Source organism: Luteibacter mycovicinus (assembly GCF_000745235.1).
Classification (GTDB): Bacteria; Pseudomonadota; Gammaproteobacteria; order Xanthomonadales; family Rhodanobacteraceae; genus Luteibacter; species Luteibacter mycovicinus.
The window spans coordinates 487,524-513,525 of sequence record NZ_JQNL01000001.1 but is presented as its reverse complement, the minus strand read 5'-3'; the positions used below and the strand labels follow the sequence as shown (position 1 = coordinate 513,525).

Sequence of the window (26,002 nt, the reverse complement as noted above, 5' to 3'; positions counted from 1 at the left end):
GGCCTGAGCCGCCCCGTCACGTTACGGATTGCTCGCGTTGATGAAGCCGGGATTGGCGGCGATGAAGTTAGCCACCGCCTGGATGTCGAAGCTTCCCCAGCCGGTCGCCAGGTCGTAGCCCTTGGTGGCGGAATAGCCTCCGTTGGTGCCGCTGGCGACGTCGTGCAACGGCAGCGGGGTGGTGGTCGATCTGGCATAGGCGTAGATCGCCGGCGGCGCAAAGCCGATGGCGTTTGCGTTCGCGCTTTCGAGGCGTGCCCACGATCCGCTGAACAGCGGCGCGGCCAGACTCGTGCCACCGTTGGCGTAATAGCCGGACGTGCCCACACCCGAGGTCGAACTCTTGGTCAGGTAGAAGATGATGGGCGAGTTGTCCCAGTCCGCATCGAACGCAAGGTCAGGCACCTGGCGGTGCGCACCCGTCTGCCAGGATGGCGTCGCTTCCGCGGTGCTGGTTCCGCCGCCGCTGTACGGCCAGCTGGTTTCCGACACGTAGTTGTCGGAGGTGTCGGTGTTGAGCGTCGTGCCACCGATCGCGGCAACGTACGGTGAGCTCGCAGGGTAAGACACGCTCAGGATGGTCTTGCTGCCGTAGGCACCGTTTTCGCTGGCGTTGCAGGGATACGAGCCGTTATCGCCCGACGACGCGACGAATGTCTGACCCTGCGAGACACCGAGCTGGAAGACGGAATCCGCGAAGCCCTTGGTGGTGCTGCCGCATTCCGCCGCACCCCACGACATGTTGAGCACCTTGGCGGTGTTGTCGCTGACCGCGCGGTTGAGCGCCTTGAGGATCGCCGAGTTGGAGTTGGTGCCCGACGTGTAGAAGGTCAGGCTTTTGACGCCGCCGCTCACGCCGGTGATCGCCTGAGCGTCCATGGCCCATTCCACCTGGCCCGAATCATCGCTGCTCGACGCGGTGGCGACGATGGAACTGGGGACGGCGGGAAGGCCCTTGTCCGAGATGAAGTGGGCGAGGTCGGCCTGCGCGTTGGTCATGCTGCCCCAGCCGATGACGGCGGCCGCGGTTTTGCTGGCGCGGGCCACGGTGCCCGCGTGATAGACCGTCGCGAATTCCTGTGGGTAGTACCCATGGCCGCCACTGGATGTGGTCACGTACGCCGGTTTCAGCTGCGCGGCCGGCAAGGAATAGGTCTGCATCTTCCGGGTGGTGTCGAGGCCGACCACCTGGTCGATCTGGCTCAGTTCCGCCGGTACCTGCACGGCGCTGTCGTTGGCGATGCCGTTCACGCCTTGCACGTTGAAGCGAGCGATCGTCGTACGGAAGGCGGAACGTGCCTTGCCCACGTCACCATCGGCGGTGACGATCAGGCGGTTCGGTGCGATTTCGACGTTGGTGAAACCCTGTTTTTTGAGGTACGCCGCGACCGCTTCAGCCTGCTCGGCGGTGGGGGAGAAGGTGGCCTCACTCTGCTCCTTCGTCAGGAAGCGGTGGTAAACGAGGCTGTTGGGTCGGAACAGTTCACGCGTGTAGTTGTTCAAGGCGTCGGGATCGCGCACCTTGAGCGACACCGCGATCGATACGGTCTGGCCGTCTTCGGCGTAACCCTGGAACTGTGCGGCACCGGAGTGGAACGCCTCGGTGCGGGTGGATGCCCATGCCTGCGTCGACGAATCCGTCGCGCTTGCCGCGAATGGAACACTCAAAGCCAGTATCAGTGAAGTGGCAAGCAAACGACGCTCGCCATGATGCTTTGCACGCTGCCCGTGGTTCTGCATGTTGGTCCCTCTGGATGACTGGGCGGCTGAATCCCCCTGTAGCCATCGGACGCGCCGCAGTATCGTCCGCTGGCGTTTCCTCCTGTGTATGAACTCTGTCTTCGGATCGTCACATGCGTCGTCCGTGCGGAATTGCGTACGACGTCCCATTTTCGGGGTACTTTGTTCGAAATATCTTGCGCTGTTGTCGATCGTCTTTAGCCGACGGCATCACACCTCGCCGGTGTCAGCGCGCCTTGCCGGACTTCTGTGCCCGCATGACGTCCCGATAATCCGGCGCCTTGACCGTCTTCGAATCGAGCGATGTACGGTAGTTTCCCTGCATCACGAGCGACACATCGCCGAGGCCGCCATCGTGCGCCGTGCTCCATGACGCGATGGCGATGGTGTTTTCGCCGCGCTGGTTGAGCAGCCCGGAGGGCAGTTCGAATTCCGTCTGCGGACCTACGTCGCTGATGTAGCGCCCGATCTGCCAGCCGTTGATGAAGACGACGGCACGGTAGTGATGCGGCGCGATATCGTGGATGCGCAGGGCGATCGGTACGTCCTGATCGGAGGGGAGATCGAGCCGGAACGAGGTCCGGTACCAGTCGACGCCAGGTTTATCGGTGCTCGCTGGCAGTGTCGTCCTGGCCCATTGACCATCAGGGAATCCGGGCAATTGCCAGCCCATCCGCTCGCCGTAAAGGCCCCCCGCGTTGAATGGACCGCGCACGGGGTCGGGCAGGGTTTCGCCACCGACGTTGCCCTGAATCTTCCAGTGGATGTCGTCCGCAGGCCCGGCGAAGGTCGCCGAGATCAGGCCGCGCGGCTCGCGGAACGTGCCGCTGCGTTCTTCCTGGAGATGCCCCTGGTTGTCGACCAGCACGGCAAGCACGTTGTCTCCGTCCTTCCTGAGCCAGTCGGGATCGATGGCGAACTGCTGTGCGCCACTGGGGTTGTTGCCAAGGAAATGCCCATTGAGCCAGGCGGTGAAGACGCCGCGGTTACCCAGGTGAACACCCATGCTGGCGGACAAACGGATGGCGGTTTCTTTCCCGGTAGCTCGGAAATGGCCGCGGTACCACACGTTGCCGTGATGGAAACCGTACGCGTCGCTGTCGAGGATCGGCAGCGTGTGCGCCCAGTAAGGATTGGGCGAGCTGGTGCGATCGGTGGGAAGCCAGTCGGCATCGTCGAACCCGGGATCGATCTCCGGCCAACCGTTCGAGACATGCCACGTGGTCAGTGCCGGCAGCGTCACGGGTGCCGGGCCATCGAGGTGGCCGAGCAGGCTGCCCGATGGTGTCGTGGTTACCGGAACCGTTTTGCCGTTCCACGACAGGCCGCGAGTGGTCGCCGGCGCGAACAATTCGACGTCGCCCGCCTTTTCCGTATCACCCTTGAGATCGACACGGTCGCCTTCGGCCCTGGCATGGCGAACCAGATAGGAGCCACGCACGAGAACGGGGCCATCCTTCGTATCTGCCTGCCAGAAGCGTTTCGCCGCATCGTTGTCGCCGATCAGGAGCAGCAGCGGTCTGTCGCCATCTTTTATGAGCACGCGGGCAAGATCGTCATGCCGATAGTTGAGCCGGAGCGTGTGCGTTGCAGGGTCCCAATGCGTGGCGACCTTGCCCGTCATGACCTCGCTGTTCGGCTCCGAGGCGTAGCGCAGGACGGTTTCGCCGTCTTCATCGTGACGACCGTAGAGCAGCGCGATGTCACGATCGCCGATGGTCAGGTCGGTCATCAGTTCGGAGGTGGAGTAGGCCAGATCCTGGCGACCGAACCGATAGTTGGCCAGCAAGATCTTCGAATCCCGGCCATCGATATGGATGGCCGTTCCCGCTTGCTGGGGAATCGTTGTCTCGTGGGCGCCCGATGGATCGGTGGCGATCGTCAGGTGAGTGGCGTCGTTCGTGGTGTCCTGCGGCTCGGCGTGTCGCAGGATGTAAAAGCGTGTGCCGTCGTCGGGATTGATCCGCGCCACGACCTTCAGTCGCGGATTGGTCGGCACATGGGTGCCGGTGGCATCGGTCCGTGCCAGCGGTGCGACGGCACGCGTCATGAAGCCAAGGAGCTTCTGCTGGTCGTACTTACTCGTCAGCTGGCGACTTGCCGTGATCGCCGCGCCGTAGTCGTACGACGTATACACGCCCGGTGACGACAACCAGCCCCAGTTGGTCCCGCCATAGGTCATGTAGAAGTTCTGCATCGTCGAGCCGGCGGCCATCATCGACTCGTAGAACACGCGCTCGAAGGCGGGGCCAGTGAACTTCCGGCAGGCTTCGTAGCCCGGTCCGCCCCAGGTATCGAACGCGCCGCCCTGATACTCGGGGAAGAACAGCGGCGCATGCTTCAGCTCACGGCGCTCCTCGCTGAAGTCGTAGATGCCGTTCCAGCGGTCGGGACGTGTGCAGTCGAAATCGAGCGGGTACGAATCCTGGCCGGGGATGTCCGTGGCGCCCAGACCCTCGACGAAATTGCCGTTGTGGTTGCCGGTGAGCGGCACGGTGATGCCATCGGCGCGCGCCTCGTCTTCGAGGTTTTGCATATAACGGCGGGTATCGGGGTTCTCGTCATACAGCTCGTTCTCGACCTGGTAGAGCAGCACCGTCCCGCGGCCGTCGGTCATCTGATGCCGCGCGACGATGCGATCGATCTGCGTCATCCACTCGCGGTACGCCGCGGTGTATTCCGGCGATGTGGTGCGCGGTTTGCCGGCGGTGGTCACGAGCCGGGCGGGGAATCCACCGGCGTCGGTTTCGGCGTTGATGTACGGGCCCGGGCGCGCGATGACGTAGATACCGACGTCGCGGGCCATGTCGAGCAGGCGGTCGACGTCGCGGATGCCGCTGAAGTCATAAACCCCACGCTCAGGCGAGTGGTAGCCCCAGTGGAAGTAGATTTCGACCGCGTTGAAGCCCGCGGCCTTCATCTTCTGCAGGACATCGAGCCAGAGATCGGGCGAGGGCAGGCGCCAGTAGTGAAAGGAGCCCGACCATAGATAGGTAGGCTTGCCGTCGATGATGAGGGAGTAGCGGTCGTAGGTGACCGTGTGCCCGGGCGGCGCGTCGACCCCGAGGCCGGGCAGCGGATTCAGCGCGCCGAGGGTAAGCGCCGCGAGGCTGAGCATCCGCGATACACGGCGGCCGTAACGGCCACGGACAGTACTCATCCCCACCTCCAGTCGACCACGGCGCCCGATGCGGCATCGGGCAGAGCGTGGGGCAAACTGGGTATTTATGCAAGTTTGGGCGATCTGACTCCTGCCGATCGGCGCTGCGTCGCGCGCCCATGGGAGTACACCCCATGACCACCTGGCGCTCGACGGCGGAAGCGCGACCTTGCATATTTACGTGCAGACCATCCGGCGCGTGCCGCCCGGCCAATAATTCATTTCGACAGGAATCAGTAGGGATGTTTGGATTTTTCAGGAAGCGCAAAAAGGCCGCTGAGGCGCCCGCTGCGGCGCCGGCCAATGACGGGCGCATGGTTTCCTTCGTCGACACATACGGCCGCTCCTATCAGATTCCGTTCGAGCAATGGCGTCGGGAGGTACTGCAGCCGAACCTCCAGTCCAAGTGGGACGAGCCGGACGCGCTTTACTCGCTCGTCATCTCGGCTCTTGGCGACGATCTCGCATCCGACGTCGACGCAGCCAGTGCGCATCTGCTCGAGATCGATCCAATAATCGAGCGCGGCTTCGTTACGCGGGCGATCGTCCAGTTGAAGCTGGGGCGCACACGGGATGCGAAAGGTACGCTGCGCAAGGCGATCGACAAGGTCGGTGAGACGCCGACGCTGCTGACCAATCTCGCGAAGGTGGCCAGCGCGGAGGGTAACGACACCGAGGCCATGGCGATCCTCGACCGCTCGCTGCAGCTCGATCCCAATCAGGACAACGGCCTTGGCTGGCGCGTCGCTGAACGGACCGAAGTTGCGGGCCCCGAAGCAGCGGACGCTTTCCTGCGGGCGCTGGCCGAGCGCGACGATGCGTTCCGGCCGCAGTTGCTGCTGGGTCAGACAGCGATCCAGGCCGGCCTGCGCGACGACGGGCTTGCATGGTTCGACCGGGCACTGGCGAAGGCTCCGCACGGGACGGACGTGATGCTCGCCGTCACCGGTACGCTGGGCCAGCACGGCCTGCTCAACGATCTCGTGACGCGCGTGGCACCCTTATTCGATCCACAGCGCGATGACGTCCGGGTGGGTTTCAACTTGTTGCAAGCCTATGTCGAACTCGGCGACGCGGAACGGGGTCAGCTCCTGCTCGGCAAGCTTTTCGCGCTGGGTCAGCCGGCGTATGCCCAGAACCTCCAGCACTTCGCGCAGGCATTCGACGAGATGACGGTGGAACCGTCGAAGCCACTCGATCACACCCCGGAGATTTCGCTCCTCCAGATGGTGCAGCCGCCCTGGCTGCTCGATATGCACGGCATGGAGTGGGCCGCGCCGCCGCGCTCCGGCGATGGTCCGCGCATCGTCTTGCTACCCCTGGCGGCCGTGGACGATGCGGCAGGCGGTGTGGCTCGCAGCGGGCGCGAGGACGACCGGGGGCGGCTGTCGCGCGCACTGCCGCTCCTGCTGCTCGAGCAGTTGGTCTATTGCAGCGATCTGAGGGTCGCCATGAATCTCCCGGTGGCCGATCAGCACAATTTCGTCCTGTTCGGGCAACCTTTGTCGGACGATGAGCTCGACTATCTCGGCCAGGATTTCGACCTGGCGGTCGAGGGTGAGGTCAGCGCAGGGCAGGACGGTTTCCATGTCGTCTGCCGCCTGCGTCGTCTGAGCGACCGCGTCACGTTGAAACGGGTGGAACGGCGGTTCAATGAACGCGAGGTCGGCAACGCGCTGGTCGTATTGTCGGGTGAGTTGCTCGCCTCCCTAGCCGAAGCGACAGGCGCGATCGTCGAGCCCCGGGTCCCGATGTATGCGCTGCCCGGTACCGACGTCAACGAATACGTCAGCGGTCTGGCGCAGTACCTCGCACTGACCCTCGCCAGTGTGGCGAAAGCGCGCGAGACGCTGTTTGGCGAGCGCAACATCTACGGCTGGCTGCAAACGCTTGCGGTTTCAGTGCCTGACAGCGAGCCGGCGCAGTTCATGTATTTCACCGCACTGGGCAAGGGCCGCCGGATGGGCTCCCCGCTGGTCGACGAGTTTGAAAAGCCGGCCGTGCAACGTATGCGCGAGCTGGTTCAGGCGGGGCGCTTCTCGACCCGGCTGCTTCCACTGCTGGCCGCGGTGTACCCGAACAACGCCGAGCTGGGCGACCTGCTGGCTTCCGCCAAGCCCACAGGTGACGAAGCCTATGCGGCGTGGTGCGCGCGCGTGGCCGCGGCGTTTCCGGTGGAAGCGGTACCTCCCTCGCGCGAGTGATCTCCGCAAGGGCGTCACCACGACGCATGAGGCCGGCGATACGAAGGTGAGCACGCTTCACTTTTCTACCGATCATGCATATTCGGACCGACGTGAAGAGCTGTCGCATGCGCTGTCGAAGTGGCTTGCAGCGTTGCAGTGAGCGCGCGGCGCCGTCATGGCTGACGGCTGGGTGTGCATCGGTTTTTTTGCACTACAGCACACGCGGCCGGTCACGATATTCGGCTAGTCTTGGCACTCCCATCAACGCTCGACAAGGAATTCATATGCGCTCGATATACAACCGTACCCTCCTGTCTGTCGCCCTGGTCATCGGCTGCGGTACGGCCGCTGCGAGCACGCCGTCTTCCACGGCGGTCGGCCTCGGTCAGTCCTGGCCGAATACGACGGACGTCAGTGCAAGTTCGCAGTATCACGTTTACCTCTTTGACCGTGCGGGCGTTCGTTATGTGCAGGTCAACGACGCGGCCGGTACGGTGCGTGGGGCGATTGCCGTTGTGGACGGCGAAACGCTCGATCTGCCCATCGGTGTGGATGCGTCACGCTGGAAGAGGGTGAGCGAGACGGCGGCGATCCCCGCTGAAAGTACGTCCGTGTACAGCGATGATGCGATGAAGGTGGTCGTGGCTCCGCAGCCTGATGGTGCCGCTTCACTGCTCCTCGTCACGGAGTGCAACGATCCGACGAAGTGCTCTATCCGCGGCCCCTGAGCCACGCGTCAGAAACGTTTTACCCGGACGCCTTGCTGTTCCAAAGCGGGCGTCCGGGCTTTCCACAACAACATGGCGGTCAGCGATGACGCCAGTAACGCCTGTATGACGAGTGCGCCCTCATCAAGCTGTCCCGTCGCCGTAAGCGCCAGGGCCATGCTGGCCGCCATGCCTCCCAGAGCGGTTCCATGCCATCCATGTCGGGATGCCAGCCCGACCATCGGCCAGAGCAGGGCGAGACGGGTTATCTGCCGAATGCTTTCATTGTCCGTCACGATCGCAAGACAGGTCAGCACCACGAGAGCGGGAACTACCCAGGCGAGCATGTCGCGAGCCAGGGTGCTTCGCCAGATCAGATTGACCCGGAGAGGTTGCGGGAGTGCCCGGTAGCGTTCCTGCAGCGCAAGAATGACGGGAGTCAATGTGAGCGCGCCCAGATAGGCGCCCAGAAGGTAGCCGAAGAAGAACGGCGTGGGCGACGTGACAGACCACTTTTCCGGCGTGTGTGCCAGGGCGGCGACCAGTGCGAGTGTCGTGATGGTGGCCGTGATCAGCGCGGCGCTGACGGTCGCGCCGATGATGACCGGCATGCTTATGCGACCACTGGCATCGTGCAGAGCCCAGCGCTTACGGAGAGGTTTGAGTAACGGCCACCACAGAACAACCGTCGGAACGGAAACGAGGATCGCCCACAGCATCCCGAACTGATTTGCACAGAATGCAGCGGTCTCGACAAGCGGAACGGCCTCGCCTATGGCCAGCGCCGGCCAGAAGCGGGAAGGTAACAGCAGCATGCAGGCCAGCCGCAGCCCCGTGGTGAGCAGGAACTGCTGAAACGAAAGGTAATAGGCGATCTCGTAGACCGCTTCGTACGCTGCGGCCACCGCAACGTATTGACCCCATCTGTACCAGACCTCGCTGGTCCTGTGACTTAGTGCCGTGCTTCCGTTCACGCCCCTGCTCCTTGTCCGAGTTATGAGAATTTCGGCGAGGATGACACGATCGAAAAGCGGGAAGGGGACAGGAAGCTTGACGGATTTGGCGTATGGGCCACTCTTGCCGAAATTGCGTGTTGCTGTTTCGCGGCAATTACTTAAGAAGTAAACGCGTCATCGCAATGTCACGTGACCGGCGCGGACGTCCATACGTGCGCTCGCGCGGCAGGGTTCGCGTAAGGTTAGTCACTGCCATCGCGCAGGCGAATCTGACAGACGCCCGCTGTGTGTTGAGGCAAATTTTCCAGGTGCGCCACGCGGCAAAAATCGTCGGCGTGCGCCTTGGCGACCTCTTATTGTCAGTTGACAATCAGGGGTCGGGAGCCTAATTTACATGGGAGCGCGGAGTGCCACGGAATACGCACAGCAAGCGGCAAGTCGAAGACGCCTTGCGATATGCCGAGAGCAACGGTTGGCGAGTCGACAGTCAGCGATCGCACTGGGGGGTGATGTACTGCCCAGCCAACAATCGGTTGTGCGCCTGTGGCGAATTCTGCATGACGAGCATCGCGGGTACTCCCCAAAATCCCGAGACGCACGCGAGAAAGCTGCGACGTATCGTAGATCGCTGCCTGGCGGCGCAAGCGGCTCGCCATGAGCGCGGCGCCTTCTAGCGATGGACTGCATTGAGGACAGAGCAGACATGCCTGAGTTCAACTTCGTACTGAAATTCGCTTTCGATCATCCGGACACCGACCCAGCGAACTACGTGCAGGTGCTGGAAGAAAGTGGCTGCGACGACGCAGTCGTAGGCATTGGTAAGCTCGGACGCATCGCACTCGACTTCGGGCGAGAAGCGGCAACGGCGGAGGAGGCGCTTTATAGCGCTGTCGCAGATGTACGCCGCGCCATTCCGGGAATTCATCTGGTAGAGGCGGCGCCGGATCTCGTTGGTCTGACGGAGATCGCCGCGCTGTTGGGCCAGACGCGACAGAACGCGAGGCGCATTCTGCAGACGGACGAAGCGTTCCCGCGTGCTGTGCACGAAGGGATTTCAGCGCTCTTCCATCTTGCAGACGTCTATCGATGGATGGATGAAAGGGGAAAGCGGGTCGATACCGAAAGCCGAGCCGTCGCACTCGCCAGCCAGACGCTGAATACCGCGCGCGACATCGGAGCGCTGTCGCCACATCAGGCTGCTCTGGCTCAGGGTTCGTGGCTGGAAGCTATCGCGCGCTAGGCGGATTGCGAAAGTTCGCTGTCGGTGGCCACCAGACGATCGTGGCGGCCACCGTTGTCTTGAGCGCTTCGTGAGGACGTCAGCGCGTAGAGTCGCGCTTCAGCGGATATCGAGTGGTGCGAAACCCTTCACCAGATCGTCGATCGCCTTGATCTGCGCCAGGAAGGGCTCCAGCGCCGTGAGCGGCAGGGCGCTGGGACCGTCGCAACGCGCATGGTCCGGATCGGCGTGTGCTTCCAGGAACAGGCCACCGATGCCAACGGCCATGCCCGCCCGGGCCAGCTCCACCACCTGACGGCGACGTCCGCCACTGGCTTCGCTGCCGGCGTCACGGCGCTGCAGACTATGGGTGACGTCGAAGATGGCCGGGTAGCCTCCGGTCGATTCGATCATCTCGCGGAAACCGAGCATGTCCACCACGAGGTTGTCGTAACCGAATTGCGCGCCGCGCTCGCAGAGGATGATGCGTTCGTTACCCGCCTCCACGATCTTGCCGGTCACGTGTTTCATCTGCGTGGGGCTCATGAACTGCGGCTTCTTGATGTTCACCGCCCGACCGGTCTTCGCGATGGCCACGACCAGATCGGTCTGGCGGGCGAGGAACGCGGGGATCTGCAACACATCGACCACTTCGGCGACAACGGACGCCTGGGCCACTTCGTGCACATCGGTGATCACCGGTACGCCGAACTCGCTCTTTACCCGTTCGAAGATCCGCAGGCCTTCTTCCAGTCCGACGCCACGATACGAATGGATCGACGAGCGGTTCGCCTTGTCGAAGCTGGCCTTGAAGACGTAGGGGATGCCGAGCTTGCGGGTCACGTCGACGTAGTGACCGGCGGCATGCAGGGTGGAATCGAGGTCTTCGAGGACGTTGATGCCGCCGAAAAGCACGAAGGGAAGCGAGTTGCCGACTTCGACGCCGGGGGCAATGGATACGTTCACGGGGACTCCGAGCGGCAGGGACAAGACGCCTATGGTAGCGCTGTCAGCCCACCCATGTTTCGCACGGACCCGCGGCATCCGCTCCGTTCACGGCGTCGTGCTCATGTCGTGACTACGATGCCGCACCCCGTTCAGGCCGACACCGGTGTTCAACGCGCTTTCCCGCCAGCTCTTCGTCATCTGGGCCCTCGTCGCGCTGGCCTGCGTCGGCATGGGCGTGCTGCTGCTGGTGGCCTGGCGGCAGACCGGATCGGTGCAGGTCGCGCATGCCCGGCAGGCGTTGTCCGCGGACTGCGCAGCGGTGGTCAGTCGTTACCGCGGCGCCAGTCCCGCCGCGCGTGCCTCGTCGCCGTCCAACGGCCTGCTTGATGTCGTCCTGCAGCTGGTCTTGCAGGACGCCAGCGGCGTCGAGGGCGGGGCATGGCAATCGGATCGGGGATTTACCGCGTACGCCTATCCCACGTATGAAGGCTCGGGCGACAAGACCGACGTGCCCGAGGCCGAGAGCGGCAACATCGTGACCACCGCCAGCGCGGCCGTGAGCTCGCGGCGGGAGCAGTCCTACGTGCGTCAGGGCGAGCGCGAGACCGTGCTCATCACCGCGTGCCCGTTGGACACGACGCGTGCGGTATGGACGATGACCCGTCTGGCCCGTGCGCCAGGGCGGTCGTCGAGCCTGCTGGCCGCCGGGATCGGTCTCCCGTTCGCCCTGGCGCTGGCCTCGGCCATCGGCCTGGTGGCGATCATGCGACGCTGGCGGCGCAAGCTGGACGCCGTGGAGGATGCGCTGACGCGGTCCTCCGGTGTGCCCGCGTTGCCGCGGACCGGTTCGCCGGAGGTGGATCGTCTGGCGGATGCCGTGGTCGCCTATGCGTCCCGGCTCGACGCCAGCCATCGCGAGGCAGAGGCCTTGTCGACGGAGCTGCGCCGACACGAGCGCCTGGTCGGTCTCGGACGAATGACGGCCACCGTGGCTCACGAGATTCGCAACCCCATCGCGACCATGCGTCTGGCGGCGGAGAACGCGCTGGCCGCACCCGTCGTGTCCGACGAGCAACGCGCTCCATTGACCATGGTGCTGGCGCAGGTAAGGAAACTGGACGACCTGGTCGAAAGCCTGCTCGGCATGGTGCAGCCGATCCGCCTGCGTCTGGAAGATACCGCGATCGAGGCATGGGTCGCATCGATCGAGCGGGCGACCTGGAAAGATGTCGGCCCGGTCACCGTCGAGCGCCGCTACGCTCCTGACCTTCACTGGGCGATCGACCGCGAGCAGCTCAGCCGCGCCGTGGAAAACCTCTTACGCAACGCGTTTCAGCACGCGGCCGACGTCGGGATGGCGGTCGTCCACGATGGCCATACCTTGCGCATCACGGTAACCAATGCGGGTCCGTCGCTCGATCCGGAGATCGAGGAGCGCCTGTTCGAACCGTTCGCAAGCGGCCGGGTCGACGGTAACGGCCTGGGCCTGGCCCTGGTGCGCGAGATCGCGGAGGGTCATGGCGGCCATGCGCGTTACGAGCGCGACGACGGCGTCCACGCCTTTAGCCTGGAGATCCCATGGCGCAGGTCCTGATCATCGACGACGACGACGATTTCCGCGCGACCATGGCCGCGACGCTGACGTCGCTCGGCCACGGCGTCGCCATGGCGCGCAATGCGGAGGAAGGCCTGGCCAGGCTACGCGCCGGGGATGTCCATATGGCGTTCGTCGATTACCGGATGCCGGGGATGGATGGCCTTGCGCTGTTGCGCTCACGTCACGCCGACGCGCCCGCGTCACCCGTCCCGATCATCATGCTCACCGCGTTCGCGTCAGCTCAGAACACCATCGAGGCGATGCGGCTGGGCGCGTTCGACCATCTGGTCAAACCCATCGGCAGGCAGGATCTCGCCGACGCCGTGGCACGCGCCATGGCGGCGGGCCCGGTCGAACCGGCGGGCGCCTCCGTGGCGGACGACGGCGACATGCTGGGCCACAGCCAGGCGATGCATCAGGTCCACAAGCGCATCGGCCTCGCCGCCGCCAGCGATGTTCCGGTGCTGATCACGGGCGAAACCGGAACCGGCAAGGAGATGGTCGCGCGCGCCTTGCATCGCGCCGGCGCGCGTGCCGAGCGGCCGTTCGTCGCCGTCAACTGCGCGGCTATACCGCCGGACCTGCTCGAGAGCGAATTGTTCGGGCATCGCAAAGGGGCGTTCTCGGGTGCGACGGCGGATCGCAAGGGGTACTTCCGCGAGGCCGATGGCGGCACGCTGCTGCTGGACGAAATCGGCGACATGCCTCTGGCGATGCAGGCGAAGCTGCTGCGCGTGCTTCAGGAAAACGAGGTCACCCCGTTGGGAAGCAGCCAGCCGGTGCCGATCGACGTGCGCGTGATCGCGGCGACGCACCGGCACATCGACGAACGCGTGACGGCCGGTGAGTTCCGGATGGACCTCTACTACCGTCTCAACGTGCTGCCGATCGAACTGTTGCCGCTGCGCGAGCGCGTCGAAGACATCGCGGTGCTGGCGACGGCGTTCCTCGATGCGGGCCAGTCGCGGCCAAAGCGGCTGTCGACCGCCGCGGTAGCGCGGCTGGAGCGACATCGCTGGCCCGGCAACGTCCGTGAGTTGCGCAATGTCATGGAGCGCTGCCGGGTGCTGGTGCCCGGACCGGTGGTCGACGCGGCCGACCTCGACGGCATGCTTGCCGATGGCGCGCTCCCGGCGGCGGAAGGCGGGAGCGATGAGGTCGGCGAGGGCGAGTCGCTGCCTGTCGCGCTGGCGCGGCTGGAGCGCGCGATGATCGTACAGGCGCTGGCAGCTGCGCAGGGCAATCGCGCGGAGGCGGCACGTCGACTTGGCATCCGTCGCCAGCTGCTTTACCGCAAGCTACTGGACCACGGTCTCGAATAGTGTCCGTGGCGAGGACACCGTGTGTCCCCGATGGGGACACTTCCATCGACGCGGATGTGTCGACAGGACTGTTTTTCAGCGCTTTCGCGGCTGGCACGAACGATGCAGCGGTTTTCATCGCGGCCTCCCCACCGCGATGCAGGAGTTCATCATGAATCGTTTTCCCTTGCTCGGTTGCGCACTCGCCCTGGCCATCGGCAGCGCCGTCGCCCAGGATCGACCGTCCCCCTCGGCGATCCCGCCGCCGCCGCCCGCGCCGCCGGCACCGCTTGCCGATGCGCATCGCACCCAGGTGACCGGCACCGTCGCCCGTTTTCTCGTCAATCCCAATGGCGACGTGGACGGCGTGTTGCTCGACGATCACACGCAGGTCGGCATGCCGCCGACGATGGGCGCCGCGCTGGCGGGCAAGCTCCATCGGGGCGATCGTCTCACCGCCCGGGGCTTCCGCGTGGGTGATTTGCCGCTGCTTCAGGCTGAATCGATCACGGCGGGCGGCATGGAGCTGAGCGACGCGCCGCCGGCCGCGCCACCGGCTCCGCCAGCGGCACCGGCGCTGCAGCCGATGGAAGCGCACGGCCTGGTGCAGCAGCCGCTGTACGGCCCGCGCGGTGACGTGGCCGGTGTGCTGCTGGATGAGGGCTCGATCCTGCGCGTGCCGCCTCCAGCGGCGGTGCGTGCCGGCGCGCTGATGCAGCCGCATGCACGAATCGCCGTCAAAGGATTCGGCGTGAACACGCCTTACGGCCGTTCCATCCAGGTGACCGCTCTCGGCACGACCCCCGGTAACGAACAGCCGGTCGCCGCACCGCCGCAGCCTGGCCCGATGGCACCCCGCCCGCCGGTGCCGCCGCAACCGGGTGTCGCGTTGGGCGGAGCACCGGCTCCCACGCCGCCCGTTCCCACGCCCTGACCCCGATCCAGGCGCCGCCGCCCGTCCATGGGCGGTGGCGTTTCCTGCCGACTTTTTTATCCCTGGAGTAGCACATGCATTGGCTCGATCCCGATTACCTTCCCGTTACCCGCGGCACGCTGGACCGCTTCCTGCTCAACCCGCACGGCGATATCGATGGACTGCTGTTGACCGACGGCACCGAAATCCACACGCCGCCCCATCTGTCACGGGCGCTGGCGCGAGCTCTCAAACCACGTAGCCGGCTCGAGGTACGCGGCGTGGCCGTGCGCGGCGCCGACGTGATCGTCGCGGTGGCGATCGATCCCGCGAAAGGCAAGCGCATTGTCGATGAGGGTCCGAAACCCGGCGAAGAAAAGCCCAAACCGCATGACGATGGTTCCCGCTGGTCGTACGAGGGCGAGATCGCGCGTCTGCTGCATGGTCCCAAGGGCAATGCGCACGGCGTGCTGCTCGATGACGGGGTGATCGTGCGCTTTCCGCCGCACGCGGCGACCGAACTCGGACGGATGCTCGCGCCGGGCAAGTCCATCGCGGTGGAAGGTCGCTGGACCGATACCGCCCATGGCGCGGTCATTCATGCGGAAGCGATCGGTACGAGTGCGGACTCGCTGAAGCCGATGCCGAAGAAGCCGAAGCACTGACGCCGGGAGACGCACGTGGCACTCGCTCAGGAACGAACCATGCGCGGCCGACGACCGCTCGAAGCACTCAACTTCTTCGTGGCCGACGTGCAGGCCGGCATCGGTCCGTTCCTGGGCGTGTTTTTGCAGTCCGCCGGCTGGCGGACCGGAGCCATCGGCACCGTGATGACGATCGGTGGCGTCGCGGGCCTGTTGGTCACGGCGCCGGCGGGTGCCGTGGTCGATGCGACGCGTTACAAGCGGCTGGCGATCGTCGTGTCGTCGATCTGCACGGTGATCGCGTCGTGCATCGTCTGGTACGCGCATTCGTTTCCGATGGTGGTGCTCTCGCAGGTGGCCACGGCGATCGCCGGCGCGCTGCTCGGGCCGGCGATCGCGGGCGTCACCCTCGGCATAGCCCGCGCGCGGGGCTTCGACCGGCAGTTCGGCCGCAACCAGGTGGCCAACCACGCTGGCAACGTCGTCGGCGCCGGTGTTTCCGGGTTCATCGGCTGGCGTTTCGGTTTCGGTGGTGTATTCCTGGTTGCAGGCGTATTCGGCGTGCTGGCGGTGGTGTCGACGCTGCTGATTCCGGCCGATGCGATCGATCACCGTGCCGCGCGTGGCCTCGAATCGGACGACGGGGATAACGACGACGCGCCTTCGGGCGTATCGATCCTGGTGACCTGCCGGCCGCTGCTGATCCTGGCCGCCGCGCTCGCGCTGTTTCACCTCGGCAACGCGGCGATGTTGCCGCTCTACGGTATGGCGGTGGTCGCCGCGCACCAGGCCGAGCCCAGCTCGTTCACGGCGCTGACCATCGTCGTGGCGCAACTGGTGATGGTGGGAACCTCACTGCTGGCGATGCGGTTGATCCGCACGCGGGGCTACTGGCAGGTCATCCTCGTGACCTTCCTTGCGTTGCCGCTGCGCGGAGCACTTGCCGCGTTCTTCATCAACCGCTGGGGCGTCTTTCCGGTACAGGTGCTCGATGGTATCGGCGCGGGTTTGCAGAGCGTGGCCGTGCCTGCGCTGGTAGCGCGTCTGATGCAGGGCACCGGGCGCGTCAACGTCGCGCAGGGCGCGGTGATGACGATGCAGGGCGTCGGCGCGGCACTCAGTCCCGCACTGGGCGGATGGCTTGCCGAGACGATCGGATTCCACGGCGCGTTCCTGTGTCTCGGCGCCGTTTCGATGGGATCGCTTGGGCTGTGGTGGGGCGGCCGCGCGCGCCTCCATGAGGTGCGTACAGGCGGGTGAGCCTCCGCCGTGAATCGGTGGTTGTCATTCTGGCGCCGCCGGGTCGCGCAGATGGACCTCGACTTGTGGAAACGGAATCTCGATGCCCGCCGCGTCGACAGCGACCAGGGTATGAGCGAGCAGGTCGCTGCGGACATCGCCCAGCGCGCCGAGGTCGTGGGTCCAGGCGCGCAGCGCGAACTGCAGGGCGCTGTCGCCGTATCCGATGAGCTGCGCGGAGGGCTTCGGGTCTTCCGAGACACCCGGCGTGCTACCGGCGGCGGTAAGCAGGACCTCGATGACCTTGCCGGGGTCGGCTCCGTAGGCGACGCCGACGATGACCTCGATGCGCCGGGTGCGATCGAACATCGTCCAGTTGGTCAGGTTGCCGCTGAGTAACAGGCCGTTCGGTACCACCACGTCGGCACCTTCGAAGGTTCGGATCACCGTGGCGCGCAGGCCGATGGCGCGAACCGTACCGGAGCTCGCGGCCACATCGACCACGTCACCCGGCTGGATGGGGCGCTCGACCATCAACACCAGGCCGGAAACGAAGTTGTTGACCACGGTCTGCAATCCGAAGCCGATACCCACGCCCAGCGCGCCGAAGATGAGAGCCAGCTGGCTCAGCTTGAAGCCAGCGGCGGAGAGCGCCAGGAGAAACCCCAGGATGAGGATCGCGTAGTAGGTGAGCGAGGCGATGCTGTTGCCGGCGCCGCGTGGGAGCGAGGCATACCGGGGCAGTTCCTCCCGCAACAGCATGCGCAAGCCCCGGGCCGACCAGAACGCGAGCCAGGTGGCGAACACGAAGACGACGACGTCGCCGATGTGGATGGACACCTCGCCGACATCGATGCCCAGCTCCCAGATCGACGCCCCCGCGCGGTACAGCGGACGCAGCACACGGAAACGGGTCATGGCGTAGAACAGCCAGCCGACCAGCGCGGCCATCATCAGGGCCCGGGTTCCGATGCGCCGAAGCGACCCGCTGTGACGCACGAAGAAGCGCCTTCCCGCCACGGCGGGGCGAGCCACCAGTGCGCCCGCGATACCGACAATGGCCGCTGCCGCGGCATAAAGCACGAGCGCCATATAACCGGTGTCGATCACCCCGCTGGTCAGCGTTTCGGCCAACGAGACATTGCCGATGACATTGGCTATGACGGCGATGGCCAGCAGAATCGCCACGACGCTCGCCGCGGGGCGGACGAAGCGCATCAAGCCGGGTTGCGGTAGCGCTGTCGATGCCCTCGCGCGGTGGAGCAGCCATAGCGTAAGTGCGAGCGCCATGCATGCCAGGCCCAGACCGAACAACCGGTAGAGCGACGCGTCGCCGACGACAGCTACACCCATGCGGTCGACTACATACAGCACGACGGCGACGTAGGGCCATCCGCCCAGTTGGCGAACGATGCCGCCGGGCAACAGACGCAACGCGGGGATGAGTGCGATCAACAGCACGAACTCCTCCACCAGCAACGGCGCGTCCGGCTCCAGCACGAGGACGGCGAGCATGGAGAGCAACAGCCACGTGGACAGCGGACGCCGTAGTGCGCGTACGACGCTCGTGGAACTGGCTGTTTGTCGAGCGCGCCGCACCTCGAAGGCAAGCCAGCCGATGAGTGGAATGAGCAGGAACTGGACCAGCTTCAGCGCATCCTGATTGCTTCCTCCCGCCGCGTGGTAATCGCTGGCGAACTGGCTTTCGATATCGAGGCCCTGGTCCGCAGCGTCGAACGCGGTCCTGGCGTTGGTGTGCGACGTCCAGGTCGAGCCGGACCATAGCGGCGGAACATCGAGTCGAAGCAGTTGACGATCGATGTGGTCGATTGCGTCGGCCGTTGCCGCCTCACCGGCTTGCAGGCGCGCCTTCAGCATGCCGGCACGTTGCTTGAGCGCATCCTGCCGTGACAGCGCGGCGCTCAGCGCAGCCTCCGAGGCTTCGATCTGCTGCAATATCGAATCGACCCGTTGAGTCAGCACCGGGGGCAGCCCGTCGAGGATGCCCTGCGCGCGCGTGGCGGACCACACGGCGCGTCGCTGCGCCAGGCGTATCGCCTGGTCGGCATACGGCGAAAACGCGCGTCGTTCCGACGCCTCCCAGCGGCTGAACCGCCGCGCGTTGAATGCCCACTGGCGCGCGAGGCTTTCGAGCCGCATCACCGGTACGCCGCGAAGGTCGCCGATGGAAGCGAGACGAGCCTGGCTGTCGACGGAACGGGTGATGGCGTCGAGCGTCGGACTCATCGCGGTCACCGGATCCGGGCCGGCGAGCAATCGTCCCACCTGACTGAGCAGCTCCTGATCCTCGTCCGCCCGTGCCAGGATCTCCTCCAGGGCGAGAGGTTGCGCGGTCACTGGCGCCGTTACGATCGCGGGTGTCGTCGACGATGTTTGACCCATGGCGCCGCTGGTACCGATGAGGTTCAGGGCGACGAGGGCGCCGAGGCATAACGAGCGGCGCGAGATGAGGGCGATGAGGGCGGTCATAGGATCGGCGCACGTCACGGGTCTTGAACGCACTGTGACACGGCCGGCATGCCGCGTGCATGTGGGATGGGCGGGCCCTGCCTCGTTCACGGGCCTGATCGGCACGGAAAACCGCTTAAATAACGGCTGAATTCCGGGTCTTGAAATTTTTCAGGCGCTGCATAAATTAGTGCCCGCCGACCGCTTCGGGGTCGGCCTCGCCACTCGCCGAAAGGGGGGGGGCAGAGAGAACCCATCCCATGTTGCTCAAGAGGATATGGTCATGCGAACTCTTCTGAATATTGCACCGCTACATCGTTCCAGCGTCGGCTTCGATCGCGTGTTCGATCTGCTCGAGGCCGCGGCCGCAAGGGGCCAGACATCCGACAATTACCCGCCTTTCGACTCGATCAAGCTTGCGGATGATCAGTACCGTATCGCCATGGCGGTCGCCGGCTTCGGCGAAGCGGATATCGAGGTCACCGCCCAGGCGAACTGGCTTACCGTTTCGGGCGAACGCAAGGAAGAACCGGAAGGCGAGTACCTGCACAGGGGCATCGCCACGCGTCCCTTCCAGCGTCGGTTCGAACTGGCCGAGCACGTGCAGGTGACTGGCGCCCGCCTGGTCAACGGACTGCTCACGATCGACCTCAAGCGCGAGGTTCCCGAAGCGATGAAGCCGCGACGTATCGACATCGCATCGGGCTCCCAGGCCGAGCACAGCGTCCGGCAACTTCTCGATAACGCCGCCGCATGATGCACCAGGGCCCCGCATGAAGCGGGGCCTTTTTTATGGAGCTCGTGGCGACGGGTCGGTACGGTACTCCGTGTCGCCAGACTAGGTACTCGTAGCGTGTGCGGTCGGCGGCAGAAACAAAAAAAAATCGGGCCTCGCGGCCCTGAATACGACCTCCTTTCGCCAGCCTTTCGGTCGATTTAATCGCGCATGAACGATTTTCATCAATTTTGTCAAATTTACTTCAGCAGCGTGGGCACCCGCCGATAGCGGAATGTCCCCGCCTGGAGTGTTTCCATGACTGTTCGCCAGCGCATCGCGCTTCTCATCGCCATTTCCGTGGTTATCGCCCTCTCGGTCGGCGTCGGGGGCCTGATGGCTCTTCGCCAGACCGGCGCGCAGACGGAAGCCATCTACCGCACGTCACTCGAGCCAATCGTGGATGTCACCGGGGTTCGTGCGCTTTTCAATGACACGCGCACCGGGCTCAACCGGGCGTTGTTGGTGGGCACGGTGGACGCGGCGAAGGCGGAGCAGGCGGACAACGCCGCGGCGGCGAAAAAAATAGACGCCCTCTGGGCAAGCTACTACCCGAACATGGTCTCCTCGCCTGAGGAAAAAGCGGAAGCTGACCGGTTCATCGCGGCGCAGGCGCACGCCCGTGAGCTCAACGCCCGTCTCGATCCGCTGATGGCGAGCGGGAAACGGGACGAAGCGGTGCAGTACATGCTTACCGCTGTGGGCCCCGCTTTTTCCGCCGAATCGAGTGCGATCGACGCCATCGTGCAGGAAAACGTCAACGAAGCCGCGCAGGCGTTTGCCCAGTCGGAGAACATCGAGCGCCACGCGTTCGTCCTGGTCGTCATCGGGCTCGTGGTGGGCGCGGCGGCCCTCGTTGCGTGCGGCGTCTTCCTGGCGCGTTCCATCATGCGACCCCTGATTCAGGCGCGCGAACTGGCTGCCTCGATCAGCGACGGCGAACTCGGTCACGCCATCGACGTCAAGGGAAAGGACGAGGTCAGCGACACCCTGCGATCGCTCGTCGCGATGGACACGACGCTGGCCGGCATCGTCCGGAAAGTGCGCGACAACGCCAGCCAGGTGAACGCCGCGGCCAGGGACATCGCTGCCGGCAACGATGAGTTGTCTTCGCGCACCCAGGAGCAGGCATCGAGTCTGGAAGAGACGGCAGCCTCCATGGAAGAGATGACCGCCTCGGTCCGTCAGAATGCCGACTCCGCTGCGGCGGCCCGGGCGCTGGCTGAATTGTTGACGTCCCAGGCCGCGACGACGCGCGGGCTCGCGGGGGAAACGTCGGATGCGATGATCAGGGTCAGCGATGCCAGTCGCGAAATCAGCGGCATTGTCACGACGATGGACGAGATCGCGTTTCAGACCAACCTGCTGGCCTTGAATGCCGCCGTCGAAGCCGCACGGGCCGGAGAACATGGGCGGGGCTTCGCGGTCGTGGCCGGAGAGGTCCGTCGTCTCGCCCAGCAAAGTGCTGTGGCTGCCAAGGACGTGAAGGTGCTGATCGCATCGAGCGGCGAGCGCGTGGAAGCTGGCGCTGCGCTCCTGACGCGTACCACGGACGCTCTGGCCGATATGCAAGCGGGTGCGGTCAAGGTGGCAAGCTTCGTCACCGACATTGCCACGGCCAATGCCCAGCAGGCGGCCGGAATCGATCAGGTCAACATGGCGGTGACCGAGCTCGATTCGGTCACCCAGCAAAATGCGGCCCTCGTCGAAGAAGCCAGTGCGGCCAGTCAGCAAGCCAGCGAGCTAGCTGAAGGCCTGATGCTCCAGGTCGCTGTCTTCCGCTTTGCGGGGGAGGACACCGCTCCTTATGCCGAACGTCCTGCGCCAGCCGGCCGCACTCCGACCCCACCGGTCCTGCAGTCGCCCTCCTCACCGGCCACGGTCGCCATGGCCGCGTCGGTTTGGCGAGACTTCTGAGGGTGCTGGATGCATCCTTCCCAGGGGGCGCGGGGATTCGATCCACCGGGCACGTGACGACAAATTCAGGCGGATGTTGTACATTTGTACGATGGCTGGCCAATTGACATGCGGGTACTCCGTTCATGCCTCGCAAGGCGAAGGGTTTCGGGGCTCGTTTCAAGTGTTCGACCACCGTGGCGTGGTGGTCGAAAACGGTGCCGACGGGAGTGCTCATGCCACGCTTCAGCTCGCCTGGGCGAGCATCTGGAGCCTTGGTCAGATGGCCGTTTCGCGCCTGAGATGAGGATTCGCAACGCGCTCCGTGCCCGAGTAACCCGCAATGTCTTTCCACTGCGCGGTTGAATGAATTTTGCCGTTGAGAGGGCGCGGAGCAATCAGTATTCTTCCGGAAGTTTTTTTGCCGGAAAAGCGCTCATGTCACTCGTTCGGATATTCATCCTGCATCCCTCGCAACCCGGCGGCCACTGGCACGTGTCGGAGCAGGGGAGGGACGGCGAGTCGTACCAGGATGGGCTGGTAGCCATGCATGCCGCGTGCGATCGCGCCCGCGCGCTCGAGGAAATGGGTTTCGACGTGCAGGTCCGTCAGGAAGGCGCCGACGGAACCTGGCAAATCATTCGCGAATAAAGCCGCTGGCCGATCGGCCCGGGCGGCTCATTTGTCCCGCATCTCTTCCAGGCGTTGGACGAGCGCAAGCAACGCGGCGCGCGAGACCGGTTTTTGCAGGTAGGGCAAAGTGGAGAAGGGCGCTGGCAAGACGGACCTCGGGTGTCCCGTCACGAACGCCACCGGAACGTCCTTGGCGATGAGCGCCGTGGCGACGCCGAGCGAATCGCCACCGTCGATGTCGATGTCGACCAGAGCGACGTCAGGCCTGCGTGTAAGGATGGCATCGATGGCGTCGGGTTCGGATGCGGCGACCTGGCAGACACGAAAGCCGCCACCTTCAAGCACGATTTGATACGCATCGGATACGAAGGCGTTGTCTTCGACGAGCAGGCAGGTCGTTTTTTCTGAGGTTTGCACAGTGGGGGCATCCAATGTCTGTTCATGCACCATCGCCGTGTTTCCGTCAACGTAACGGTTTGCCCGTGTGTTTGGATGTAACACAACCGGCCGGGTGATTTCGGGTCAAGGTCGCGTGACTACCGAAGGCTGGGAATGACAGACCCTTTGATATCGGGTTTCGAGCGTCGGCACCGCTCGGAGCAATACCTGACCTGCTCCCAATCCTTCGCCCACTTTCGGCGCCAGCTGAAGGGGAGCCCACAGGCGGCGCAGGTTTTATGAGGCAGGTCGGCCTTATTTCTCATGCGAGACATGCTGACGCTCCGCGGCAGGGCGCTATTCGCTGACACCGAAACGCTACCATGACATGAGGCATCGATACGTCGCTTTGTGACTCACGGACGTCGTTCAAGCGCATGCAGGTCTTTCTCTCGCTGTTGATGTGGTGCTTGCCAACGTTGGCATCCAACCAGAGGAGTTGCCCATGCCATTCGTGACCGTCAAATCCACAGCTCAACCGACCACGCTTTTTTATGAAGAGGTGGGCGAAGGTCGCCCGGTTGTGTTCATTCACGGATGGCCGCTGAGCTCGGCTATGTGGGAGTACCAGATGGGTGCGGTGGCCGACGCCGGCTTTCGTGCCATCGCGTATGACCGTCGGGGATTCGGGCGGTCCGACCATCCGGCAGCCGGCTACGACTACGACACGTTTGCCGATGACTTGAACGCCGTGCTGGAAACACTCGACTTGAGAGACGTCACCCTCGTCGGATTTTCGATGGGCGGCGGTGAAGTGGCGCGCTTCATGTCGCGCCATGGTGCCGATCGGATTGCCAGCGTCGTGTTTGCGTCGGCAGTGACACCGTACTTGCTCAAGGGCGACAACAATCCCGATGGCGTAGACGGCGACGTCTTCATGGAGATGAAAGAAAAACTTCGCGATGAACGTCCCGCTTTCCTTGAAGCATTTGGCAAGCAGTTTTTTGGCCAGGGCATGTTGTCCCATCCGGTAAGCCAGGCGACGCTTGATTCGAGCCTGATGGTGGCCATGCAGGCATCGAAAAAAGGCACGCTCGACTGTGTGGATGCGTTCAGCAAAACCGACTTCCGTCAGGACATCTCATCTATCCGTGTCCCGACGCTCATCATCCACGGCGATGATGACAAGGTCATCCCGATTGACGCCAGCGCGCGCCGCCTGGCCAGGGAGATTCCAGGCTCGGTGCTGAAAGAATATGATGGCGCGCCACACGCCCTCGTCATCACGCACAAGGATGACTTCAATCGCGACCTCGTGTCGTTCTTGCAAGGCAGCATCTGACGGATGCGGGCACGGGGGCGATTGTCCCTTCGTGCCTATTTTTGCAGTCGGATGCCATCGACGTCATCGATTGACGCCGGCCGCGTTCAAACCGCCGGGAGGTGAACTGTGACAGGGCCGTTTGCACAATGGTACGGTCACCGTTCCTGAAGGATTTAAGTCATGAAACAGCGTGTCAGCGCGGTAGTGTTGGTCATGGCGCTGGTGTGCGCGTCGTCTGCGGCATCAGCCAGGGAATATGTCCTGTCACTCAAAGGCGTTGATGTGCGTCCGGGCGAACGGATCGTTGGCCTGGAGATGCATGGAAAACATCTGACCTTGGGCAGCGTCGTGCACGTTCCAAATGGATGGAGCTTCAAAGTTGACACCGACCCAGCGGGCAACATGGACCTCTCGGGCGCGATCATCGTCGGTGCCGCGGCGCTTTCCCCAGCGGACGTCGAACAGGCGTGGTTGTTTCGCGACGCTGCGGGCGCAGTGAACGAACCGGCGGCGTTGACGGGGACCATCACAGTCACAAAAACATTCGACGACTCTCGTGAAATTCCACTCAAAACCGACATGCTGGTAGCTAAAACGGCTAGGTCAGGAGTGGCTTTAACGAACAATGCTGCGCGCTAAAGCGAGCCCCGATTTCGGCGAGCTGGACCGCCCAGACTTTCGTAGACCACTTGAAGCCATAATTTATGGCAGTTGAGGAGGTCTCTATGAGTGGCAAGCGTTATACGGATCAGTTCAAGATCAAGGCAGTTCGAGAGCACGGGCGGCCGGTGCTCGACGTTGCCCAGCGGCTAGGCATTACGAGCCACAGCCTGTATGGCTAGAAGAAGGCCTTCTCCAAGCCCACGATCGGCAAGCGTGCGGAGCTGGATCAGAGCGCCGAGGTTCGACGCCTACAGCCTGAGCTGCAGCGTGTCGCCGAGGAGAGTGACATCGCCAAAAAAGCCGCCGCGTGCTTTGCCAACGGGTAAGGGCCAGGTACGCGTTCATTTGCGATCATCTCCGTGAGTTCCGGCTGGTCGCCATGTGTCGGGCTCTTCGCGTGCACCGGAGCGGTTAGCCCCAGACCTGTCCGGCGTGGACAGGCATGAGAAAGCGAACGTAGAGGCCGGACGGACGTTGAACAAACAAGGGTCTGGGCACAAACGGCAGCTAAAGCGACACCTGAGGGAACGGCGTTTCGGGCGTGGCGTTGCCGCAAAAAGAAACGGCGAAACAACGATTTATCGCGGTCTCGCCGCAGGTGTTGGTGGAGGTGGCGGGACCCTGTCGGGAAACGCTACAGACCTCTGATCAGCAACGTGTTCGCCATGGGGTAGGGCGACGATAACCGTACCTCAGTCCGTACCGATCATTGATCGCTTAGCGCATCGACGCAAGACGAATCGTCGGTGGAAGGCATCGCACGGGCGGCGAAGATGACCGACCCGTTACGAGCAGTCAGGACGAGCCGCCTCAAATAGACCCCTCAACCGCGCCATGCCTGCGGCAGCATGACAGACTGATTCTTTCCTCTCGCGGAAGTGGTGCCGGACCCATACAGGCACGCTAGAAACGCCCCTTCGTCGGGCCTGCGTATCTCCAGCGAGCGTCGAGACACTTCGCCTGATCTCTTCCCGTTTGTAGTCGCTTGACGCGGCGGCCAAGAATGGCGCTGCTTGCGGCCGCCTGGATGTCCGTTCCGAAAACACTGTCCTCTTAGGACGAGGTGAGCGTCACGCTCCGCACGCCGAAGCCGGCGTTGGTGCTCATACCGGAGCCGTCACGCAGAACCGGACCGGCCGTGTGAGCTGGAGCCAGGGCAGACACGGCACTACGACCACCTTGCCTTCGGCGGGCCGCCGCTGCACCACCGCAGAAGCGCGCGGTAGCGCAACGTCGACCTGCGCGGAAAGCACC

The 26,002-nt window shown here is 64.2% G+C and carries 20 protein-coding genes and 1 pseudogene; 14 read left to right on the top strand and 7 right to left on the bottom strand.

The genetic code is table 11. The features are described from left to right. Window positions 1-21: 21 nt before the first annotated feature. Both FA85_RS02245 and FA85_RS02240 read right to left on the bottom strand, forming a co-directional pair. On the bottom strand, window positions 22-1,668 hold the full coding sequence (locus FA85_RS02245; protein WP_197056473.1) for a S53 family peptidase: 1,647 nt from the start codon (window positions 1,666-1,668) through the stop codon (window positions 22-24). 298 nt (window positions 1,669-1,966) lie between these two features. Then, entirely contained in the window at window positions 1,967-4,900 is a 2,934-nt protein-coding gene (locus FA85_RS02240; protein WP_051943499.1) for a glycoside hydrolase family 35 protein, read from the bottom strand. 314 nt (window positions 4,901-5,214) lie between these two features. Between FA85_RS02240 and FA85_RS02235 the strand changes: the two genes are divergently transcribed. Then, window positions 5,215-7,104 carry a tetratricopeptide repeat protein gene (locus FA85_RS02235; RefSeq protein WP_156108708.1) on the top strand — a complete coding sequence of 630 codons (1,890 nt, stop codon included), beginning with the start codon at window positions 5,215-5,217 and terminating at the stop codon, window positions 7,102-7,104. A gap of 266 nt (window positions 7,105-7,370) precedes the next feature. Further along, entirely contained in the window at window positions 7,371-7,814 is a 444-nt protein-coding gene (locus FA85_RS02230; RefSeq protein WP_036112429.1) for a hypothetical protein, read from the top strand. 8 nt (window positions 7,815-7,822) lie between these two features. Here FA85_RS02230 and FA85_RS02225 read toward each other — a convergent pair whose 3' ends face one another. Next, on the bottom strand, window positions 7,823-8,767 hold the full coding sequence (locus tag FA85_RS02225; RefSeq protein WP_036112433.1) for an MASE1 domain-containing protein: 945 nt from the start codon (window positions 8,765-8,767) through the stop codon (window positions 7,823-7,825). Between the two features lie 685 nt (window positions 8,768-9,452). On the opposite strand from FA85_RS02225, the gene FA85_RS02220 reads away from it, so the two are divergent. Then, entirely contained in the window at window positions 9,453-9,989 is a 537-nt protein-coding gene (locus FA85_RS02220; protein WP_036112438.1) for a helix-turn-helix transcriptional regulator, read from the top strand. A gap of 99 nt (window positions 9,990-10,088) precedes the next feature. On the opposite strand, the gene kdsA is transcribed toward FA85_RS02220, so the two are convergent. Next, the gene (gene kdsA / locus FA85_RS02215; protein WP_036112440.1) at window positions 10,089-10,934 is read right to left on the bottom strand and encodes a 3-deoxy-8-phosphooctulonate synthase; all 846 of its coding nucleotides are present in this window, start codon (window positions 10,932-10,934) and stop codon (window positions 10,089-10,091) included. A 145-nt stretch (window positions 10,935-11,079) separates the two neighbouring features. On the opposite strand from kdsA, the gene FA85_RS02210 reads away from it, so the two are divergent. The 5 genes from FA85_RS02210 (at window position 11,080) to FA85_RS02190 (ending at window position 16,631) form a co-directional block, all read left to right on the top strand. Next, entirely contained in the window at window positions 11,080-12,510 is a 1,431-nt protein-coding gene (locus tag FA85_RS02210; RefSeq protein WP_036112443.1) for an ATP-binding protein, read from the top strand. Further along, entirely contained in the window at window positions 12,495-13,835 is a 1,341-nt protein-coding gene (locus FA85_RS02205; protein WP_036112444.1) for a sigma-54-dependent transcriptional regulator, read from the top strand. The genes FA85_RS02210 and FA85_RS02205 overlap by 16 nt, the downstream gene beginning before the upstream one ends. A 151-nt stretch (window positions 13,836-13,986) precedes the next feature. Then, window positions 13,987-14,748, top strand: a complete 762-nt coding sequence (locus FA85_RS02200; protein ID WP_156108709.1) for a hypothetical protein — start codon at window positions 13,987-13,989, stop codon at window positions 14,746-14,748. Between the two features lie 74 nt (window positions 14,749-14,822). After that, window positions 14,823-15,392, top strand: coding sequence for a hypothetical protein (locus tag FA85_RS02195; protein WP_036112448.1), 570 nt, complete (start codon window positions 14,823-14,825; stop codon window positions 15,390-15,392). A gap of 39 nt (window positions 15,393-15,431) precedes the next feature. Continuing rightward, on the top strand, window positions 15,432-16,631 hold the full coding sequence (locus tag FA85_RS02190; RefSeq protein WP_036112452.1) for an MFS transporter: 1,200 nt from the start codon (window positions 15,432-15,434) through the stop codon (window positions 16,629-16,631). 24 nt (window positions 16,632-16,655) lie between these two features. Here the strand turns inward: FA85_RS02190 and FA85_RS02185 are convergent, their stop codons facing one another. Beyond that, window positions 16,656-19,100: a mechanosensitive ion channel family protein gene (locus FA85_RS02185; RefSeq protein WP_051943502.1), complete on the bottom strand. Its 2,445-nt coding sequence runs from the start codon at window positions 19,098-19,100 to the stop codon at window positions 16,656-16,658. Between the two features lie 262 nt (window positions 19,101-19,362). On the opposite strand from FA85_RS02185, the gene FA85_RS02180 reads away from it, so the two are divergent. From FA85_RS02180 to FA85_RS02170, 3 genes are all read left to right on the top strand, one after another. After that, window positions 19,363-19,836, top strand: a complete 474-nt coding sequence (locus FA85_RS02180; protein WP_036112455.1) for an Hsp20 family protein — start codon at window positions 19,363-19,365, stop codon at window positions 19,834-19,836. A gap of 276 nt (window positions 19,837-20,112) precedes the next feature. Further along, window positions 20,113-21,771, top strand: a complete 1,659-nt coding sequence (locus tag FA85_RS02175) for a methyl-accepting chemotaxis protein (RefSeq protein ID WP_051943504.1) — start codon at window positions 20,113-20,115, stop codon at window positions 21,769-21,771. A 417-nt stretch (window positions 21,772-22,188) separates the two neighbouring features. Further along, window positions 22,189-22,401 carry a hypothetical protein gene (locus FA85_RS02170; protein WP_036112458.1) on the top strand — a complete coding sequence of 71 codons (213 nt, stop codon included), beginning with the start codon at window positions 22,189-22,191 and terminating at the stop codon, window positions 22,399-22,401. A gap of 27 nt (window positions 22,402-22,428) precedes the next feature. On the opposite strand, the gene FA85_RS02165 is transcribed toward FA85_RS02170, so the two are convergent. After that, window positions 22,429-22,833 (bottom strand): response regulator, encoded by a 405-nt coding sequence (locus FA85_RS02165; RefSeq protein WP_036112463.1) that lies wholly within the window; start codon window positions 22,831-22,833, stop codon window positions 22,429-22,431. An 86-nt stretch (window positions 22,834-22,919) separates the two neighbouring features. Continuing rightward, window positions 22,920-23,087 (bottom strand): DUF2256 domain-containing protein, encoded by a 168-nt coding sequence (locus tag FA85_RS21325; RefSeq protein ID WP_197056631.1) that lies wholly within the window; start codon window positions 23,085-23,087, stop codon window positions 22,920-22,922. Window positions 23,088-23,266: 179 nt separating this feature from the next. On the opposite strand from FA85_RS21325, the gene FA85_RS02160 reads away from it, so the two are divergent. The 3 genes and pseudogenes from FA85_RS02160 to FA85_RS22305 form a co-directional block, all read left to right on the top strand. Then, the gene (locus FA85_RS02160; RefSeq protein WP_036112466.1) at window positions 23,267-24,103 is read left to right on the top strand and encodes an alpha/beta fold hydrolase; all 837 of its coding nucleotides are present in this window, start codon (window positions 23,267-23,269) and stop codon (window positions 24,101-24,103) included. A gap of 162 nt (window positions 24,104-24,265) precedes the next feature. Further along, window positions 24,266-24,724: a hypothetical protein gene (locus tag FA85_RS02155; protein WP_036112467.1), complete on the top strand. Its 459-nt coding sequence runs from the start codon at window positions 24,266-24,268 to the stop codon at window positions 24,722-24,724. Window positions 24,725-24,810: 86 nt separating this feature from the next. Further along, window positions 24,811-25,160 (top strand): annotated as a pseudogene (locus FA85_RS22305) (transposase); the annotation flags it as partial. Between the last annotated feature and the right edge of the window lie 842 nt (window positions 25,161-26,002).

What these genes read in the sequence shown, in the direction of transcription:
- FA85_RS02240 (WP_051943499.1), bottom strand. Translation starts at nt 4,900, where the DNA reads ATGAGTACTGTCCGTGGCCGTTACGGCCGCCGTGTATCGCGGATGCTC.
- FA85_RS02235 (WP_156108708.1), top strand. Translation starts at nt 5,215, where the DNA reads ATGGTTTCCTTCGTCGACACATACGGCCGCTCCTATCAGATTCCGTTC.
- FA85_RS02230 (WP_036112429.1), top strand. Translation starts at nt 7,371, where the DNA reads ATGCGCTCGATATACAACCGTACCCTCCTGTCTGTCGCCCTGGTCATC.
- FA85_RS02220 (WP_036112438.1), top strand. Translation starts at nt 9,453, where the DNA reads ATGCCTGAGTTCAACTTCGTACTGAAATTCGCTTTCGATCATCCGGAC.
- FA85_RS02205 (WP_036112444.1), top strand. Translation starts at nt 12,495, where the DNA reads ATGGCGCAGGTCCTGATCATCGACGACGACGACGATTTCCGCGCGACC.
- FA85_RS02200 (WP_156108709.1), top strand. Translation starts at nt 13,987, where the DNA reads ATGAATCGTTTTCCCTTGCTCGGTTGCGCACTCGCCCTGGCCATCGGC.
- FA85_RS02195 (WP_036112448.1), top strand. Translation starts at nt 14,823, where the DNA reads ATGCATTGGCTCGATCCCGATTACCTTCCCGTTACCCGCGGCACGCTG.
- FA85_RS02190 (WP_036112452.1), top strand. Translation starts at nt 15,432, where the DNA reads ATGCGCGGCCGACGACCGCTCGAAGCACTCAACTTCTTCGTGGCCGAC.
- FA85_RS02185 (WP_051943502.1), bottom strand. Translation starts at nt 19,100, where the DNA reads ATGACCGCCCTCATCGCCCTCATCTCGCGCCGCTCGTTATGCCTCGGC.
- FA85_RS02180 (WP_036112455.1), top strand. Translation starts at nt 19,363, where the DNA reads ATGCGAACTCTTCTGAATATTGCACCGCTACATCGTTCCAGCGTCGGC.
- FA85_RS02175 (WP_051943504.1), top strand. Translation starts at nt 20,113, where the DNA reads ATGACTGTTCGCCAGCGCATCGCGCTTCTCATCGCCATTTCCGTGGTT.
- FA85_RS02170 (WP_036112458.1), top strand. Translation starts at nt 22,189, where the DNA reads ATGTCACTCGTTCGGATATTCATCCTGCATCCCTCGCAACCCGGCGGC.
- FA85_RS02165 (WP_036112463.1), bottom strand. Translation starts at nt 22,833, where the DNA reads ATGGTGCATGAACAGACATTGGATGCCCCCACTGTGCAAACCTCAGAA.
- FA85_RS21325 (WP_197056631.1), bottom strand. Translation starts at nt 23,087, where the DNA reads ATGAGAAATAAGGCCGACCTGCCTCATAAAACCTGCGCCGCCTGTGGG.
- FA85_RS02160 (WP_036112466.1), top strand. Translation starts at nt 23,267, where the DNA reads ATGCCATTCGTGACCGTCAAATCCACAGCTCAACCGACCACGCTTTTT.
- FA85_RS02155 (WP_036112467.1), top strand. Translation starts at nt 24,266, where the DNA reads ATGAAACAGCGTGTCAGCGCGGTAGTGTTGGTCATGGCGCTGGTGTGC.